The sequence below is a fragment of the Halomonas sp. YLB-10 genome (assembly GCF_003856855.1).
GTDB lineage: Bacteria > Pseudomonadota > Gammaproteobacteria > Pseudomonadales > Halomonadaceae > Halomonas > Halomonas litopenaei.
In genome coordinates this window covers 468,827-484,909 of the sequence record NZ_RRCU01000001.1, presented here as the reverse complement: position 1 = coordinate 484,909, position 16,083 = coordinate 468,827, and the positions used below count along the sequence as shown (strand labels likewise).

Here is a 16,083-nt window from a genome sequence, read left to right as displayed (position 1 = left end):
CCCCTTTTTTCAACGGATTTGTAAGCGCTTACAAAAGTGTAGACGTAAAGATACGAAGCGAGGGCGAGGGCGAGGGCGACGCTAGGCGACTGGCCGGTCCACGCCTCGCTAGAGCAACGCTCACCAGAACAACGACGCCGTCGGCGCATCACGGCCGAGTCGACGGCACACCCTAGGCACTGCGCATGCTCAAGACTCAAGCATGTGTGGCGACCGATACCGGCCGATGACCTCAAGGAGACTCAACATGGCGATTCACTACTACAAGCAAGCCGACAAGAATGCCTCCAGCAACGACACCCAGACCCATGAAGTCGTCTCGCGCATGCTCGCCGAGATCGAGGCCGGGGGAGAGGCCAAGGCGCGGGAATACTGTCGTGAACTCGACGGCTGGGAAGGCGACGTCATCGTCAGCCGTGACCAGATCGAGGCGGCCAGGGAGAAGGTCCCCGAGCAGCTCAAGCAGGATATCCACTTCGCCTATGAGCGCGTCAGCCGGTTTGCCGCTGCCCAGCGCGACAGCATCCAGGGCTTCGAGACCGAGCTGTCTCCGGGCCTGTTCGCCGGGCAGAAGCTGATCCCGATGGAGACCGCCGGTTGCTACGTGCCCGGTGGCCGCTACGCGCATATTGCCTCGGCGATCATGAGTGTGGCCACCGCCAAGGTGGCCGGGGTCAAGAACGTGGTGGCCTGTTCGGTGCCGCGGGACAAGAACGGCATCCACCCGGCCATCCTCTATGCGATGGATCTCGCCGGTGCCGACGTCATCCTGCAGATGGGCGGGGTTCAGGGCATCGCCTCCATGGCCTTTGGACTGTTCACCGGCAAGCCCGCCGACATTCTGGTCGGCCCGGGCAACCGCTTCGTCGCCGAGTCCAAGCGTCAGTTGTTCGGACGCTGCGGCATCGACATGTTCGCCGGGCCCACCGAGATCGGCATCATCGCCGATCACAGGGCCGATCCCGATATCGTGGTCGAGGACCTGGTTGGCCAGGCCGAGCACGGCCCGGATTCGCCGGCCTGGCTGTTCACCACCTCGCGCGAACTGGCCGAAGCGGTGGATCAGCGCATCCAGGCGCGTATCGATGACCTGCCGGAAACCCAGCGCAAGGCCGCCGACGCCGCCTGGCGCGACTACGGCGAGATCATCGTCTGCGATACCCGGGAGGAAGCCGTCGAGGTCAGCGATCGTTATGCCTCCGAACATCTGGAACTGCAGGTGGAGGATCTGGACTGGTGGATGGAGCGCCTCAACAGCTACGGCTCGCTGTTCGTCGGCGAGGAAGCCTCGGTGGCGTTCGGCGACAAGTGTTCGGGCACCAATCACATCCTCCCGACCAAGGGGGCGGCGTGTTACACCGGCGGGCTGTGCGCCCAGAAGTTCCTCAAGATCGTGACCTACCAGCGCCAGAGCCGCGAGGCCACCCGCACCGTAGCCGCCACCGCCGCCAGGCTGTCGCGCTGCGAGGGCATGGAAGGCCATGCCCGAACCGGCGATATCCGTCTGGCCAAGTACTATCCCGATGAGCGCTTTGTGCTGGCGGTGGAAGAGGACGTATGACCATGCGCCCCGATTTTGACCTCGACGGACGGGTGGCGCTGGTCACCGGGGGCAGCAGCGGGCTGGGTCTTGCCATCGGCGAGGCACTGGCGGCGAGCGGCGCCCGGGTGGTGCTGGCCGCCAGGCGTCAGGACGCGCTGGATGCGGGAGTGGAGCGGATTCGGAGCATGGGCGGCCAGGCGGCCGCCCTCAGCGCCGACCTGGCCGACGCCAGGGGCCTCGAAGAGGTGGCACATCGCGCCACCGAGGCGTTTGGCGATCCCCAGATTGTGGTCAACGCCGCCGGGGTGAACTTGCGCCAGCCGGCAGAAGAGGTCGATCTGGCCTCGTGGGAGCTGACCCTGCAGCTCCACCTGGGCACGCCGTTCTTTCTGTCACGGGCGCTGGTTCCGGGGATGCGCGCGGCGGGCTACGGTCGCATCATCAACCTGGCCTCGCTGCAGTCCAGTCGTGCCTTTCCCGACAGCGCCCCCTACGGGGCCGGCAAGGGTGGCATCGCCCAGCTGACCCGCGCCATGGCCGAGGCCTGGTCGCGCCACGGTATCAACGCCAATGCGCTGGCGCCGGGATTCTTTCCTACCGAGCTGACCTCACCGGTGTTCGATGATGCGGCCAGGTCCGAGGCGCTGGCGCGCCAGACCGCCATCGGCCGTAACGGGCGGCTTGAGGATATCGCGGGACCGGCGGTATTCCTGGCGTCCCCGGCCTCGGCCTACGTCACCGGCCAGATCCTTCACGTCGATGGCGGCTTTACCGCCAAGTGATTCAGGAGACTCACCATGCAAGCCTTGTTCTACGTCGCTCGCGAGCAGATGGAGATGCGTGGCACCGAGCCCGAGCCGCTCAAGCCGGGGGAGTCGCGGGTGCAGGTGGAGGCCACCGGCATCTGCGGTTCCGACCTGCATGCCTACCATGGCCATGATCCCCGGCGGGTGCCGCCGATGATCCTGGGCCACGAGGTCGCGGGACGGGTGGTCGAGGGTGCCTGGAAGGGCAAGCGGGTCACCATGAACCCGCTGATTGTCTGCGGCCACTGCGAGTACTGCCAGGCCGGGCGCCAGAATCTATGCGAGAACCGCAGCATGATCGGCATGAATCGCCCCGGCAGCTTCGCCGAGACGGTCAACATCGCCGATCACAGCCTGATCGAGCTGCCACAGACGCTCAGCGCCGAGATCGCCGCCATGACCGAGCCGGTGGCGACCGCAGTGCATGGTATTCACCGCCTGGAGCGGGTGCTCGATCGCCCGCTGGCGGAGTCCCGGGTGCTGGTGATCGGTGCCGGCGCCATTGGCCTGATGACCGCCTTGATCCTGCGCCAGCGCGGGGTGCGCTCGCTGCGTATCGCCGATCTCAACCCGCTGCGCCGGGAGGCGGCGCTAAGGGTCGGGCTCGAGGCCTTCGACCCGCGCGAAGCGCCGCCCCGGGCCGACTCGGTGGAAGCGGTGTTCGACTGTGTGGGAGCTGGCCCCACGCGCAAGATGGCGGTGGCCTCGGCTAGTCCTGGTGGCGCCATCATGCACCTTGGTCTGCAGGACAACGATGGGGTCACGGATACCCGCGCCATCACCTTGAAGGAGCTGAGTTTTCTTGGTGCCTACACCTACAGCTTCGGTGATCTTCGCGCTGCCGTCGCACTGCTCGACGCCGGTGCGCTGGGGGAGCTGTCCTGGGTCGAGAAGCGGCCTCTGGCCGAGGGGCCGGCCGCCTTCGAGGAGCTGGCAAGCGGGCGCAGCGCCGCCGCCAAGGTCATTCTGTATCCGTAAGGGCCGCGTTGGCACCGAGCAGCGCTTTGAACAGGCGATGTCGAGTGGACGCGCTGTGCGTCGCCTGTTGCTTCACCAGCGCTTTTGCCAGCGCTATCTGTCATCCTTTTGCCAGTCCTGTCGCCAGCGCTATCTGTCATCCTTTCGGCTATCTTCTGGGTTCATCCGGTCGGCAAGGTGGCGCAGATGTTCGACGTTTTTTCTGAGCGAATAAATAGCTGAGTGAGCGCTTGTTCAATCGTGAAAGGGCGGTCGACCTCAGGCTGCATTTTCCGTTGTTGTTCGCTGGAGGTTGCCTTCAGGGTGTGATCACGCCGCCAGACCGGGCACGCCGGGCCTGGGAGGCTCGGAAGGGCATAAGGTTACACCCCGCTTCGTGCCGGTTCTCTTAATGGATTCAGGTGGTTGCTCTCACATTGCAGTGCACAAATTACTGGCGATCCCCTCTTGTGCAGACTAGCCACAAGAGGTAACACTGGTAGGAATGACAACAAGAAACCATAACAAGCAATCGTAATAACGTTGGCCACATGGGAGATCCATCGTGAAGATAGGAGCACCAAGGGAACGGCATAAGGGCGAGGCGCGTGTCGCGCTGACGCCCGAGAGCGCCGGACACATTCAGAAGCTGGGTCACGAGTGCCTGATCGAGACGGGCGCAGGTGAGCTTGCCGGCTTTACCGACGCCGCCTATGAAGAGGCCGGTGTCACTATCGTCGACAGCATGGAGGCGGTGTTCGAGCAGGCCGACGTGGTCGTCAAGGTGCGCGAGCCACAGAAGGAAGAGTCCGACCTGCTGCGCCAGGGCCAGACCCTGATCAGCTTCTTCTGGCCGGCCCAGAACGAGGAGATGCTCGAGACCTGCAAGGACAAGGGTGCCAGCGTCGTCGCCATGGACATGGTGCCGCGGATTTCCCGCGCCCAGAAGATGGATGCGCTGTCCTCCACCGCCAACATCGCCGGCTATCGCGCGGTGATCGAGGCAGGCAACCAGTTCGGGCGCTTCTTCACCGGTCAGGTTACCGCCGCGGGCAAGGTGCCTCCGGCCAAGGTGCTGATCATCGGTGCCGGCGTCGCCGGTCTTGCCGCCATCGGCACCGCCACCAGCCTTGGTGCGGTGGTGCGTGCCTTCGACGTGCGCCCCGAGGTTTCCGAGCAGATCGAGTCCATGGGCGCCGAATTCCTGTTCCTCGATTTCGAGGACTCCCAGGACGGCTCCGAAAGCGGTGGCTATGCGGCGCCCTCCAGCCCCGAGTTCCGCGAAAAGCAGCTCGAGCTGTTCCGTCAGCAGGCCCCCGAGGTGGATATCGTCATCACCACCGCCCTGATCCCCGGACGCCCGGCTCCCAAGCTGTGGCTCGAGGACATGGTCAAGGCGATGAAGCCGGGCTCTGTGGTGGTCGACCTGGCCGCCGAGAAGGGCGGCAACTGCGACCTGACCAAGCCTGATGAGCGCGTGGTTACCGACAACGGCGTCATCGTGGTCGGCTATACCGACTTCCCGTCGCGCATGGCCACCCAGTCGTCGCTGCTGTACTCGACCAATATCCGTCACATGCTGACCGATCTGACGCCGGAGAAGGACGGCAAGATCGTTCACGACATGGAAGACGACGTGATCCGTGGCGCGACCGTCACCCACCAGGGTGAGGTCACCTTTCCGCCGCCTCCGCCCAAGGTCAAGGCCATCGCCGCGGCCAAGCCGAAGCCCAAGGAGAAGGAGCCGACACCGGAGGAGCGCAAGGCTGCCGAACACGCTGCCTTCATGAAGCAGACCAAGAGCCAGGTCACCATGCTGGCGGTCGGCGGCATCGTCATGGGGCTGCTCGGTCTGGTGGCGCCGGCGTCCTTCATGCAGCACCTTATCGTCTTCGCGCTGGCCTGCTTCGTCGGTTTTCAGGTCATCTGGAACGTCAGTCACTCTCTGCACACGCCGCTGATGGCGGTGACCAATGCGATTTCCGGGATCATCATCCTCGGTGCCGTGCTCCAGGTGGGCTCGGGTAGCTGGTTGGTCGCCTTGCTGGCGGGCATCTCGGTGCTGATCGCTTCCATCAACGTCGTGGGTGGCTTCCTGGTGACACGCCGGATGCTGGCCATGTTCCAGAAGTCCTGAACCGCGGAGAGACGAAATGCTAGGACAACAATTCGTAACCGCCGCGGCGATCGCGGCGAGTGTGCTGTTCATCCTCTCGCTGGGGGGACTGAGCAATCAGGAAAAGGCCAAGCGCGCGGTGTGGTACGGCATCGTCGGTATGGGCCTGGCGGTGTTCTCCGTCATGCTCGGCCCGAACATCGGCAACTACTGGCTGATGATCCCCTTGATGATCGTCGGTGCCGTGGTCGGCACCATGGTGGCTAAGCGGGTCGAGATGACCCAGATGCCGCAGCTGGTGGCGGCGCTGCACTCCTTCGTCGGTCTGGCGGCGGTGTTCGTCGGCTGGAACGCCGAGATGGAACGTGCCCGGGTGCTGGCGCTGAAGGCGGCCGGTGAGTCCCTCGACGGCCTGTCGGCGTTCGCCGCTACTCTGGCCTACAAGACACCTGCCGAGCTGACCTTCCTGCAGGTCGAGGTGGTGCTGGGCGTGTTCATCGGTGCGGTGACCTTCACCGGCTCGGTGATCGCCTTCGGCAAGCTGGCCGGCAAGATCGACGGCAAGCCGAAGAAGTACCCCGGCGGTCATGCCCTGAACGCCGGTGCGGCGATTCTCTCGCTGGTGCTGGCCATCGCCTACCTCAACGGTGCCGGCTTCTGGACACTGTTGCTGATCGCTCTGCTCGCCTTCTTCATCGGCTGGCACCTGATCCTCGGCATCGGCGGCGCCGACATGCCGGTGGTGGTGTCGATGCTCAACAGCTACTCGGGCTGGGCCGCGGCCGCTATCGGCTTCACCCTGTCCAATGACCTGCTGATCGTCACCGGTGCGCTGGTGGGCTCCTCCGGTGCCATCCTGTCGTACATCATGTGCAAGGCGATGAACCGCAACTTCGTCAGCGTCATCCTCGGTGGCTTCGGCGGTACCCAGGGGCCGGCCCAGGAGATCGAGGGCGAGCAGGTGTCGATCGACGCCGGTGGCGTCAGCAGCGCCCTCAACGACGCCGACAGCGTGATTATCGTGCCGGGGTATGGCATGGCGGTGGCCCAGGCCCAGAACGCGGTCAGCGAACTGGTGCGCAAGCTGCGCTCCGCCGGCAAGGAGGTGCGCTTCGGCATCCACCCGGTGGCAGGTCGTCTGCCGGGTCACATGAACGTGCTGTTGGCCGAGGCCAAGGTACCCTACGATATCGTGCTGGAGATGGACGAGATCAATGATGACTTCGCTTCCACCGACGTGGTCATCATCATCGGCTCCAACGACATCGTGAACCCGGCCGCCCAGGAAGACCCCAACAGCCCCATCGCCGGCATGCCGGTGCTCAAGGTGTGGGAGTCCAAGCAGGTGTTCGTGTGCAAGCGTGGTCAGGGAACCGGCTACTCGGGCATCGAGAACCCGCTGTTCTTCAAGGAGAACACCCGGATGTTCTACGGCGATGCCCGGGCCAGTATCGATTCGCTGATTCCGCTGATCGACTGATCTGAGCCGCGTGTAGTACAGGGCTCCTCTTTAGAGGGGCCCGAAGACGCCCCTCCTTGTAGGGGCCCGAAGACGCCCCTCTTCACAGGGGCCCGAAGACGCCCCTCTTTTAGGGCGCAAATAAACGCCCCTTTCGAGGGGCGTTGCTCGTTGTGGCACCAGGTCAGTCAAAGTGGCGACGAGATCCCTCGTCGTGACGTCAGATTCGGTACAATCCACCAAGACTCATCGACTGCGGAGCAAGCATGACCGACATGGACACCAGGGTGGCGGTGCTGGGGGGCGGGAGCTTCGGCACCGCGCTGGCCAGCATCGCCGCCGATAACGGCTTCCACGTGCGCCAATGGCTCAGGGACGGCGCGCTGGTGGAAAGCATCAATCGTGATCATCGCAATCCGCGCTATCTGCCCGACTACGCCATCAACCCCAGGGTCGAGGCGTCCACCGAACTTGAGTGGGTGCTCGAGGAGGCCATCCTGGTGCTGGTGGCGATTCCCTCCAAGGCCTTCGCCGAGGTGGTGCGTCAGGCACGTCCCTGGCTCAAGCCCGAGCAGATTCTGGTCAGCACCACCAAGGGTATCCAGGAGGATGGCTTCAAGCTGATGAGCCAGATCCTCGAGGACGAGACGGGGTTTGCCCACGTGGGCGTGCTGTCCGGGCCCAACCTGGCCTCCGAGGTGGCCCAGAAGCAGCTCACCGCCACGGTGATCGCCAGCCACGACGCCGAGACGAGATCCCGCGTGCAGGCGGCGCTGGGCTGTGACTATTTCCGCGTCTACGCCAGCAATGACCGCTACGGGGTCGAGCTTGGCGGAGCGCTCAAGAACATCTACGCCATCGCCGCCGGCATGGCGGCGGCGCTGGGCATGGGCGAGAATACCCGCAGCATGCTGATGACCCGTGCGCTGGCCGAGATGAGCCGCTTTGCCGTATCCCAGGGCGCCAATCCGATGACCTTCCTGGGGCTGGCCGGTGTCGGCGACCTGATCGTGACCTGCTCGTCGGAATTGTCGCGCAACTATCGCGTCGGCTTCGCGATGGGCAAGGGTCAGAGCCTGGACGAGGCGGTGGCGTCTCTCGGCCAGGTGGCCGAAGGGGTCAATACCGTCAAGCTGGTGCGCGACAAGGCCGATGCCGAAGGCGTCTACATGCCGTTGGCGGAAGGGCTCTATCAGGTGTTGTTTCGCGGCGTGCCGGCCCGTGACATGGCCAAGCTGCTGATGCGCGGCGAGCAGAGCAGCGACGTCGAGTTCGTGCTCCCCCGCGAGGACGTCAAGCAGGACCGGCGACAGACGGAGGCCAAGAATGGCGGATAGACTCTGGATCATGCGTCACGGCGAGGCCACTCCGGGCTTTCCCGACGAGGCGCGCAGGCTGACCACCCGCGGCGAGGACGAAGCTCGCGCCATGGGCCGCTGGCTGGCGAGTCGTGACGACATCGACTGGGGCCGGCTCAAGGTGCTGGCCAGTCCCTACGTGCGTGCCCAGCAGACCGCCGCCCTGGTGCTGGAAGCACTGCCGGACGAGGTGAGTCTCGATACCCTGGACATCATCACCCCCGACGATTCCCCCGAGGCCGTGGTGGACTGGCTGACGCTGGAAAGTGACGAGGGCCCGCTGCTGCTGGTCAGTCATATGCCGCTGGTCGCGGCCCTGACCGGGCTGCTGGCGGAGGGCAGGGCAGGGGCCGGGGTGGGCTTTGTCACCGCGGCAATCGCCGAACTGGAGGCCGATGTCAGAGCCGCTGGTTGTGCGCGGCTGGTGGGCATGACCACGCCATCGTCACTTCGCTGACCCTGACCGCAGTGGTTGGCGTGGTGCAAGCGACGTGTCTGCCATATTTCGCACTCGATAGAACGGGCCCGTCACTGGCGGGCTTTCACCTGAAGGGACGCCCATGAGTTTTTTCGTCAACAACCGCATCTTCGTCAATCCGGGCTTTGAGGACGAGTTCGAAGAGCGCTTTCGCCGTCGCGCCGGAGAGATCGACAAGCAGCCGGGCTTTGTCGCCATGCGTGTGCTGAGGCCGCTGGGCAACCAGGCGCCCTACGTGGTGGAGACCCAGTGGGAGAGCCAGGCGGCGTTTCGTGCCTGGGTCGGCAGCGATGACTTCAAGCGTGCCCACGCCAACCCGCTGCCGGCAGAGGCCACCCGCGAGGGCGGCGGTATCGAGCAGTTCGAGGTGGTCGAGGGGACTGAAGCCAAGGGCTGAACTAGATCAGCCCGTTGAGCCGCAGGGCGAAGACACCCACCGTCACGCTGATACTGGCCACCAGAGTGGTGAGGGCGATGATATTGGCCGTCAGGATCTCATCGCCGCCCATGGCCTTGGCCATGACAAAGGCCGCCGCCGCGGTGGGGCTTGCGAAGAACAGAAACAGCACGCCCAGCTCGGCACCACGAAAGCCAAGCCCCAGCGCCGCCAGGGTGGCCACCAGCGGGATCACCACCATCTTGGCGAAGCTTGCGCTGACGGCGGTGCGATAGCTGGTCTTGAGCGCCCGGGTGGAGATGGTGGCGCCGATGCAGATCAGCGCCAGCGGCAGGGTCAAGGAGGCAAAGTAGTCACCGGTGGTCTCGATCCACTCGGGCAGGCTGACCTGCAGCGCCGCCAGGGGCGTGGCGACCACAACCGCCAGGATCAGCGGATTGGTCAGGATATGGCGGAAGATGCTGTTCCAGTCGATGGCCTTGCGCCGGCCGTCCTCGTCCAGTTGGTATGCCGCCAGCACCACCACCGACAGCACGTTGTAGCAGAGGATTACCACCCCCAGCAGCAGACTCCCCAGCGATAGCCCTACCTCGCCGTACATGCCGTGGGCGAGTGCCAGGCCGACCACTCCGCAGTTGCCGCGAAAGGCGCCCTGTACATAGACCCCGCGCTGGTGACGCTTGACCCGAAGCGCAGCGTAGCCCCAGGCGAGCACGAAGCTTGCAATGGTGGCCAGTGCGAAGAAGGCCAGCATCCAGGGGTTCAGGGTGCGTTCCAGATCGGCGCGGATCAGGCTGAGAAAGAGCATGGCCGGCAGGGTGGCGCGAAACACCAGTCGCGACGCCGTATTGACGAAGGCCTGATCGATCCAGCCGAGTCGCTTGAGCGCAATGCCGATAAACACCATGGCAAACACCGGCAGGCTGATGTTGAGCGTCGACAGGAAGACATCGATCAATGACATGGGCGCGCTGTGAAGCCTCTTGATGGTGGCGCCGGGTCGTCCACAAGGGATCAGAGAGGTGCGCCTTGAACTTTGGTCTCAATTTACCATAGCGTCCCTTGTCAGTCCTGAAACAAGTCGCTAACTTGTACTTTGTATGATGTATGACATGACGGGGAATCGAAACCCTCATGTCCGTTCACGACGAAGACAGGAGGACGTTTCGGTGAAATTTTCCCATGCACAGGTCAAGCAGGCGATCAGCGATGGTCTGCTGTCCTTTCCGGTCACGGACTTCGACGCCGAAGGACGTTTCGACGCCGAGAGTTATCGCGCGCGTCTCGAGTGGTTCATCAGTCACGAGATTTCGGCGGTGTTCGTCGCCGGTGGCACCGGCGAGTTCTTCAGCCTGTCGCTGGAAGAATTCCGTGCGATCGTCCGTCTGGCCGTGGAAGTCGTCGATGGCAAGCTGCCGGTGATCGCCAGCGCCGGTCTGAGCGTGGCCACCGGTTCCGAGTTCGCCCGCATCGCCGAGGAAGAGGGCGCCGACGGTATCTTGCTGATGCCGCCTTACCTGACAGAGTGTCCCCAGGACGGCCTGGTGGAATACGCCAGCCGGATCTGTCAGTCCACCAGCGTCAGCGTGATCTACTACAACCGTGGCAACGGCGTGCTCAACGCTCAGTCCGCCAAGCGGCTGGCCGACGCCAACCCCAACCTGGTGGGGCTCAAGGACGGCAAGGGCGACATGCAGGCGCTCAACCGCGTGATCAAGACCGTCGGCGATCGACTGGCTTACGTCGGTGGCGTGCCCACCGCCGAGATCATCGCCGAGGCTTACCTGGCGGTGGGCGTAAACACCTACTCCAGCGCGGTGTTCAACTTCGTGCCGGACATGGCGGTGACCTTCTACAAGGCCCTGCGTGCCGGTGACAGCGATACCGTGCGCAAGATCTCCCGCGAGTTCTTCCTGCCCTTCGTCGCCCTGCGTGACCACAAGGCAGGCTACGCCGTCAGCCTGATCAAGGCCGGCACCGACCTGATCGGCCGTCCGTCCGGCGCGGTGCGTGCCCCGCTGGAAATGCCAAGCGATGATGAGCGCAAGCAGCTCGAGCAGCTGATCGAGCGCGCCCGTTCCTTCTGACCGAGGGCGGTCGCTAGCGCTACGGTGTAGACCGCTCCTCGATCTGGCCCTTCGTCACGATCCTCCCGTATCGAAGGGCACCACTCGTCCAGCCACCAACAACCATTTCAATGAGGTGACTTCATGAGCATGCCAAGACTCTCTCTGCCCCTGACCCTGACCGCTACCGCCCTGGCGACCTCGCTGGCCCTGGGTAGCGCTGCGGCGCTGGCCGCCGACGGGCCCCTGCGCGGTAACATCCGTGTGGTCATCGGCTCCAGTTCCACCGGTGGCGACACCTACCAGAACTCGGCCATCGTGGTGGACCAGCTGTCCGAGGCGCTGGACCTGAACATGAAGGTCGACGCGGTGGGCGTCAGCGCTGCCTATCGCGCCCTGGATCGTGATCCTCGCGGCAACACTCTGATGATCTTCCATGACCAGGCCTACCTGGGGAATCAGTACGGGGTCGAGGGCTACAAGGACCCGTTCGAGAATTACATCATCGGTCCGACCATTGCGATCAATCCGGGCAATGCCTACCTGGTGCCCAAGGACTCGCCCTACCAGACCCTGGACGACATCATCGAAGCGGTCGGCAGTGGTGAGACCGTGCGCGTGGCGATCCAGCCTGGTGGCGTCTCCGAGATTGGCTACACCGCACTCAAGAACGCCATCCGCATCGAGCACCCCGGAATGGAAGACAACCTGGTGGCGGTCAATACCGGCTCCCAGGCCGACAAGAATCAGCTGCTGTTCGATGACCAGGCGGACTTGATCAACGGCTCGGTGCAGGCCAACGAGCAGTACACCCGTCTGCCTGAGGATGACCAGAAGGCCATGCGCTTCGTCTGGCTGACCGCACGCCATGACACCCTGCAGCAGGCCAACGAGGAAGGTCTGGGTCAGACCGACCGCGAGACACTGCTGCAGTTCGTCGAGCCCAACGTCGAGGTGACCATGGGAGAAGGCGAGAACTTCGCCTTCGATAAGGAATTCTTTTTCCTCTACAACAAGGACATGAATCCAGAGATCGTCGAGCAGATCGACGCCACCCTGGAAGAGATCTACGCCGAAGGCGAGATCCAGAAGACCCAGAAGACGTCGTTCTTTATTCCTGACTTCATGCCCTCCGACGAAGCCCAGGCCCACCTGCGCGAGAAGGCCGACCGCTACGCCGACATCATCGACAGCATCAAGTAAGGGACCGCTGCCGGCGGCTTGCCCGCCGGCATCCCTGTTCTTGTCCGTCCACACAACTCGCAAGGCTCTCCCGTCAGGCCTGCCCCGGAGCCGCTATGGAATCCTCACCGTTGAGTGTGTCGATCGACTTCGACAGCTCTCATCTGTTCTTCCCCACGATCATTCACTGGGTACTGGCGTTGCTGTTCGCCCTGATCGTGGTGTTTCGCCTTGTTCCTTTCTTTGCTGCGGTCAAACGCGGCGAGAGAACGTTGCCGATCATCGGCGAGTCCATGGACGGATTTCGTTTCTTCGGCACCCTGGTGCTGATCACCGCCTATTTCGTGCTCATGTCGGTGGTGGGGAACCTGTTCCCCTATACCGGCTACGGCTTTCTGTTCGTGTCCATCGTCTTTCTGTTCTTGATGTCGATGATGTACATGCACACCCGCACCCGCCGCAAGGTGATCACCGCCGCGATCAATGCCGTGGTGGCACCCTCACTGGCCTGGCTGATCTTCGCCAAGCTTTTTTACATCACCTTGCCGTAGGGGAGAGTTGACCCATGGAACTTCTGTCCTACCTCGATATCACCTTCTTCCTGCTGGCCGCGATCGGTGCCCTGATCGGCATCATCTTCGGCGCTATTCCCGGCATGACCGCCACCATGGCGGTGGCCGTGTGTCTGCCGCTGACCTACGCCCTCGGCCTCGAGCATGGCCTGGCACTGCTGCTTGGCCTCTACGTCGGTGGCATCTCCGGCGGTATGGTGCCGGCGGTGCTGCTCAATATTCCCGGCACGCCCTCGTCGATCACCACCACCTTCGACGGCTACCCCATGGCACAGAAGGGCCAGGGCGAAAAGGCCCTGCGCGTATGCGTCGTGGCGTCGCTGGTGGGTGGACTTGTCAGCGCCCTGGTGCTGTTCTTCTTCGCTCCCTTGCTGGCTGAGTTTTCGATCAAGTTCTCCTATGTGGAGAAGTTTCTGATCATCTTGCTGGCGCTGACGGTCATCGCCTCCATGTCCAGCAACATGTTGATCGGTATCTTCAGCGGTGTACTGGGCATCTGGCTGAGTCTGATCGGCACCTACAGCCTGTCCGACGGCGGTAACGGCAAGACGCGCCTGATGTTCGACTTCATGCAGCCCTATCTGGTGGACGGCTTTGCACTGCTGCCGGTATTGATCGGGATCTTCGGCATCTCGACCATCCTGCTGGAGGCAGAGAAGGGAGTGAAGAGCGGCCTGTCCGGCGCCAAGATCGAGATGGGCAAGGGCGGTGGTTTCACCTTCGGCCTGTTCAAGGGCCGCCTGACCAACCTGATGCGCTCGTCTTTCATCGGCACCTTCGTCGGGATGCTGCCGGGGGTCGGCGGCAGCGCCGCCTCGGTGCTTGCCTACACCCAGGAAAAGAACCTGTCGCGGGATTCCAGCCAGATGGGCAAGGGTGCGCCCCAGGGGCTGATTGCTTCCGAGTCGGCCAACAACGCCTTGACCGGTGGCGCCCTGATCCCGCTGTTGTCGCTGGGGATCCCCGGGGACTCCACCACGGCGGTGTTGATCGGTGCCTTCACCCTTCAGGGCATCCAGGTGGGGCCGTTGTTCATCCCGGAAAACCAGGACACCTGGACGGTGATGATGATCGCTCTGGTGTTCGCCAACATCGTGATGTTCTTCCTGATGTTCTACGCCATCAAGTACATCGCCCGGGTGGTGCTGGTGCCCAAGTACGTGCTCTATCCGATCATCGTGATGATGTGCGTGGTCGGCGCCTATGCCATCAACTACGGCATCATGTTCGACGTCTGGACACTGCTGATTTTCGGCATCTTCGGTTACCTGATCGAGAAGATCGGGCTCGAGGTCGCGCCTTTGATCATCGGCTTCATTCTGGGAAGTTCCGCCGAGGTGTACTTCGTCAAGAGCCTGGAATCCTTCGGCACCTTCTCGATCTTCTTTACCAAGAGCCCCATCGCGCTTGTGCTGTGGGGGCTGATCGCCGCGTCCATCGCCTTCTCCATCGTGCTGGGCATCAAGACCCGTGCGCGTCAGAAGATGGAATTGAGTCAGGTGTCTGGCACCACTTCTGGATCGGGAGAACGTCATGACGGCTGAACCCAGGACCAACGAGAGCCGCGTGATCCGCGTCCATCCCGGCGACAATGTCGCCATCGTGGTGGGCCAGGGTGGACTGCCACGAGGCACGCGCCTGGAAGATGGTGTGGCGCTGGTGAGCGACATTCCCCAGGGCCACAAGGTGGCCCTGGCGGATATCGCCGAAGGTGAGCGCATCCTGCGCTACAACGAGGTGATCGGCACGGCGCTGTCGGCCATCCCGCGCGGTGGCCACGTCAACGAGAACAACGTCAGGCTGCCGATACCACCGAAGCTCGACGAGCTGCCTCTGGCGACCCGCAAGGCGCCGGTGGTCGAGCCACTCGAGGGCTACACCTTCGAGGGCTTTCGCAACCCTGACGGCAGCGTCGGCACCAGGAATGTGCTCGGCATCACCACCAGCGTGCAGTGCGTGGCCGGTACCGTCGATCACGTGGTGGCGAAGATCAAGCGAGAGCTATTGCCGCGCTTCCCCAACGTCGATGACGTGGTCGGGCTCAACCACAGCTACGGCTGCGGGGTGGCGATCGGCGCGCCGGCGGCGATCGTGCCCATCCGCACGCTCAGGAACCTGGCGCTGAACCCCAACTTCGGTGGCGAGGTCATGGTCATCGGCCTTGGCTGCGAGAAACTGCAGCCCTCGACTCTTATCGGGGACCGCCCGGTCAAGATTTTTGAGCGCAGCGAGGATGCCGCCACAGGTTCCGCCAACGACGACGCCAACGTATTGAGCCTGCAGCACGAGTCCTTCGAAGGTTTCGGCGAGATGGTCGACGGCATCATGGCCATGGCCGAGCGCCACCTTGAGCGGCTGAATCGTCGCCGCCGGGAGACCTGTCCGGTGTCGGAGCTGACGGTGGGCATGCAGTGCGGCGGCAGCGACGCCTTTTCTGGGGTAACCGCCAATCCGGCGGTGGGATTTGCCACCGACCTGATCGTGCGTGCCGGCGGCAGCGTGATGTTTTCCGAAGTCACCGAGGTGCGCGACGCCATCCATCTGCTGACGCCTCGAGCGGTAGACGAGGAGGTCGCCCGGGCGCTGATCGAGCAGATGGCCTGGTACGACGACTATCTGGCCCAGGGCCAGGCCGATCGCAGCGCCAATCCGTCGCGGGGCAACAAGAAGGGCGGGCTCAGCAATATCGTCGAGAAGGCGCTCGGTTCGGTGATCAAGTCCGGCAATTCACCGATCGTCGACGTCATAGGACCCGGCGAGCGCCTGCGCAAGCGCGGGCTGACCTTTGCCGCCACCCCGGCCAGCGACTTTATCTGCGGCACCCTGCAGGCGGCGGCGGGCATGAACCTGCAGGTCTTCACCACCGGGCGCGGTACCCCCTACAACCTGGCGATGACGCCGGTGATCAAGGTTTCCACCAACTCGACCCTGGGACGTCGCTGGCACGATCTGATCGACCTGGACGCGGGGCGCATCGCCACCGGCGAGGCCAGCATCGAGGACATCGGCTGGGAGCTGTTCGAGCTGATTCTCGAGGTGGCAAGCGGCCGTCACCAGGTCGCCGCCGACCGCCTGGGTCTCTACAACGACCTGGTGCTGTTCAACCCGGCGCCGGTCACCTGAGCGCTTCATCATCTTTAACCGAACTA

14 protein-coding genes are annotated in these 16,083 nt (G+C 63.7%); 13 read left to right on the top strand and 1 reads right to left on the bottom strand.

The features are described 5' to 3' along the window. Positions 1-247 precede the first annotated feature (247 nt). The 8 genes from hisD (at position 248) to EBB56_RS01870 (ending at position 9,114) form a co-directional block, all read left to right on the top strand. Positions 248-1,561: a histidinol dehydrogenase gene (gene hisD, locus EBB56_RS01905; RefSeq protein WP_124802582.1), complete on the top strand. Its 1,314-nt coding sequence runs from the start codon at positions 248-250 to the stop codon at positions 1,559-1,561. Positions 1,562-1,563: 2 nt separating this feature from the next. Beyond that, positions 1,564-2,325 (top strand): SDR family NAD(P)-dependent oxidoreductase, encoded by a 762-nt coding sequence (locus EBB56_RS01900; RefSeq protein ID WP_239452511.1) that lies wholly within the window; start codon positions 1,564-1,566, stop codon positions 2,323-2,325. A 15-nt stretch (positions 2,326-2,340) separates the two neighbouring features. Next, positions 2,341-3,327 carry an alcohol dehydrogenase catalytic domain-containing protein gene (locus tag EBB56_RS01895; protein WP_045991816.1) on the top strand — a complete coding sequence of 329 codons (987 nt, stop codon included), beginning with the start codon at positions 2,341-2,343 and terminating at the stop codon, positions 3,325-3,327. Between the two features lie 544 nt (positions 3,328-3,871). Then, on the top strand, positions 3,872-5,443 hold the full coding sequence (locus tag EBB56_RS01890; protein ID WP_108131474.1) for a Re/Si-specific NAD(P)(+) transhydrogenase subunit alpha: 1,572 nt from the start codon (positions 3,872-3,874) through the stop codon (positions 5,441-5,443). A gap of 16 nt (positions 5,444-5,459) precedes the next feature. After that, positions 5,460-6,902 (top strand): NAD(P)(+) transhydrogenase (Re/Si-specific) subunit beta, encoded by a 1,443-nt coding sequence (locus EBB56_RS01885; protein WP_045991814.1) that lies wholly within the window; start codon positions 5,460-5,462, stop codon positions 6,900-6,902. Between the two features lie 245 nt (positions 6,903-7,147). Then, the gene (locus EBB56_RS01880) at positions 7,148-8,218 is read left to right on the top strand and encodes an NAD(P)H-dependent glycerol-3-phosphate dehydrogenase (protein ID WP_045991813.1); all 1,071 of its coding nucleotides are present in this window, start codon (positions 7,148-7,150) and stop codon (positions 8,216-8,218) included. After that, a complete protein-coding gene (gene sixA, locus EBB56_RS01875; RefSeq protein ID WP_045991812.1) occupies positions 8,208-8,696 on the top strand; it encodes a phosphohistidine phosphatase SixA in 489 nt (162 codons plus the stop codon). Before EBB56_RS01880 ends, sixA begins: the two co-directional genes overlap by 11 nt. Before the next feature lie 103 nt (positions 8,697-8,799). Beyond that, positions 8,800-9,114, top strand: a complete 315-nt coding sequence (locus EBB56_RS01870) for an antibiotic biosynthesis monooxygenase (protein ID WP_045991811.1) — start codon at positions 8,800-8,802, stop codon at positions 9,112-9,114. Between the two features lies 1 nt (position 9,115). On the opposite strand, the gene EBB56_RS01865 is transcribed toward EBB56_RS01870, so the two are convergent. Beyond that, a complete protein-coding gene (locus EBB56_RS01865) occupies positions 9,116-10,078 on the bottom strand; it encodes an AEC family transporter (protein ID WP_045991810.1) in 963 nt (320 codons plus the stop codon). Between the two features lie 205 nt (positions 10,079-10,283). Here EBB56_RS01865 and kdgD point away from each other — a divergent pair, with 205 nt between their 5' ends. The 5 genes from kdgD to garD all read left to right on the top strand — a co-directional run bounded on the left by kdgD (position 10,284) and on the right by garD (position 16,057). After that, positions 10,284-11,201, top strand: coding sequence for a 5-dehydro-4-deoxyglucarate dehydratase (gene kdgD / locus EBB56_RS01860; RefSeq protein ID WP_045991809.1), 918 nt, complete (start codon positions 10,284-10,286; stop codon positions 11,199-11,201). A gap of 123 nt (positions 11,202-11,324) precedes the next feature. Continuing rightward, complete coding sequence (locus EBB56_RS01855) at positions 11,325-12,383, top strand: ABC transporter substrate-binding protein (RefSeq protein ID WP_045991808.1); 1,059 nt, start codon at positions 11,325-11,327, stop codon at positions 12,381-12,383. A 95-nt stretch (positions 12,384-12,478) separates the two neighbouring features. Next, complete coding sequence (locus tag EBB56_RS01850) at positions 12,479-12,913, top strand: tripartite tricarboxylate transporter TctB family protein (RefSeq protein WP_045991807.1); 435 nt, start codon at positions 12,479-12,481, stop codon at positions 12,911-12,913. Positions 12,914-12,927: 14 nt separating this feature from the next. Further along, positions 12,928-14,478 carry a tripartite tricarboxylate transporter permease gene (locus EBB56_RS01845; RefSeq protein WP_045991806.1) on the top strand — a complete coding sequence of 517 codons (1,551 nt, stop codon included), beginning with the start codon at positions 12,928-12,930 and terminating at the stop codon, positions 14,476-14,478. Then, positions 14,468-16,057, top strand: coding sequence for a galactarate dehydratase (garD, locus tag EBB56_RS01840; protein WP_124802578.1), 1,590 nt, complete (start codon positions 14,468-14,470; stop codon positions 16,055-16,057). The genes EBB56_RS01845 and garD overlap by 11 nt, the downstream gene beginning before the upstream one ends. The last annotated feature ends 26 nt before the right edge of the window (positions 16,058-16,083 follow it).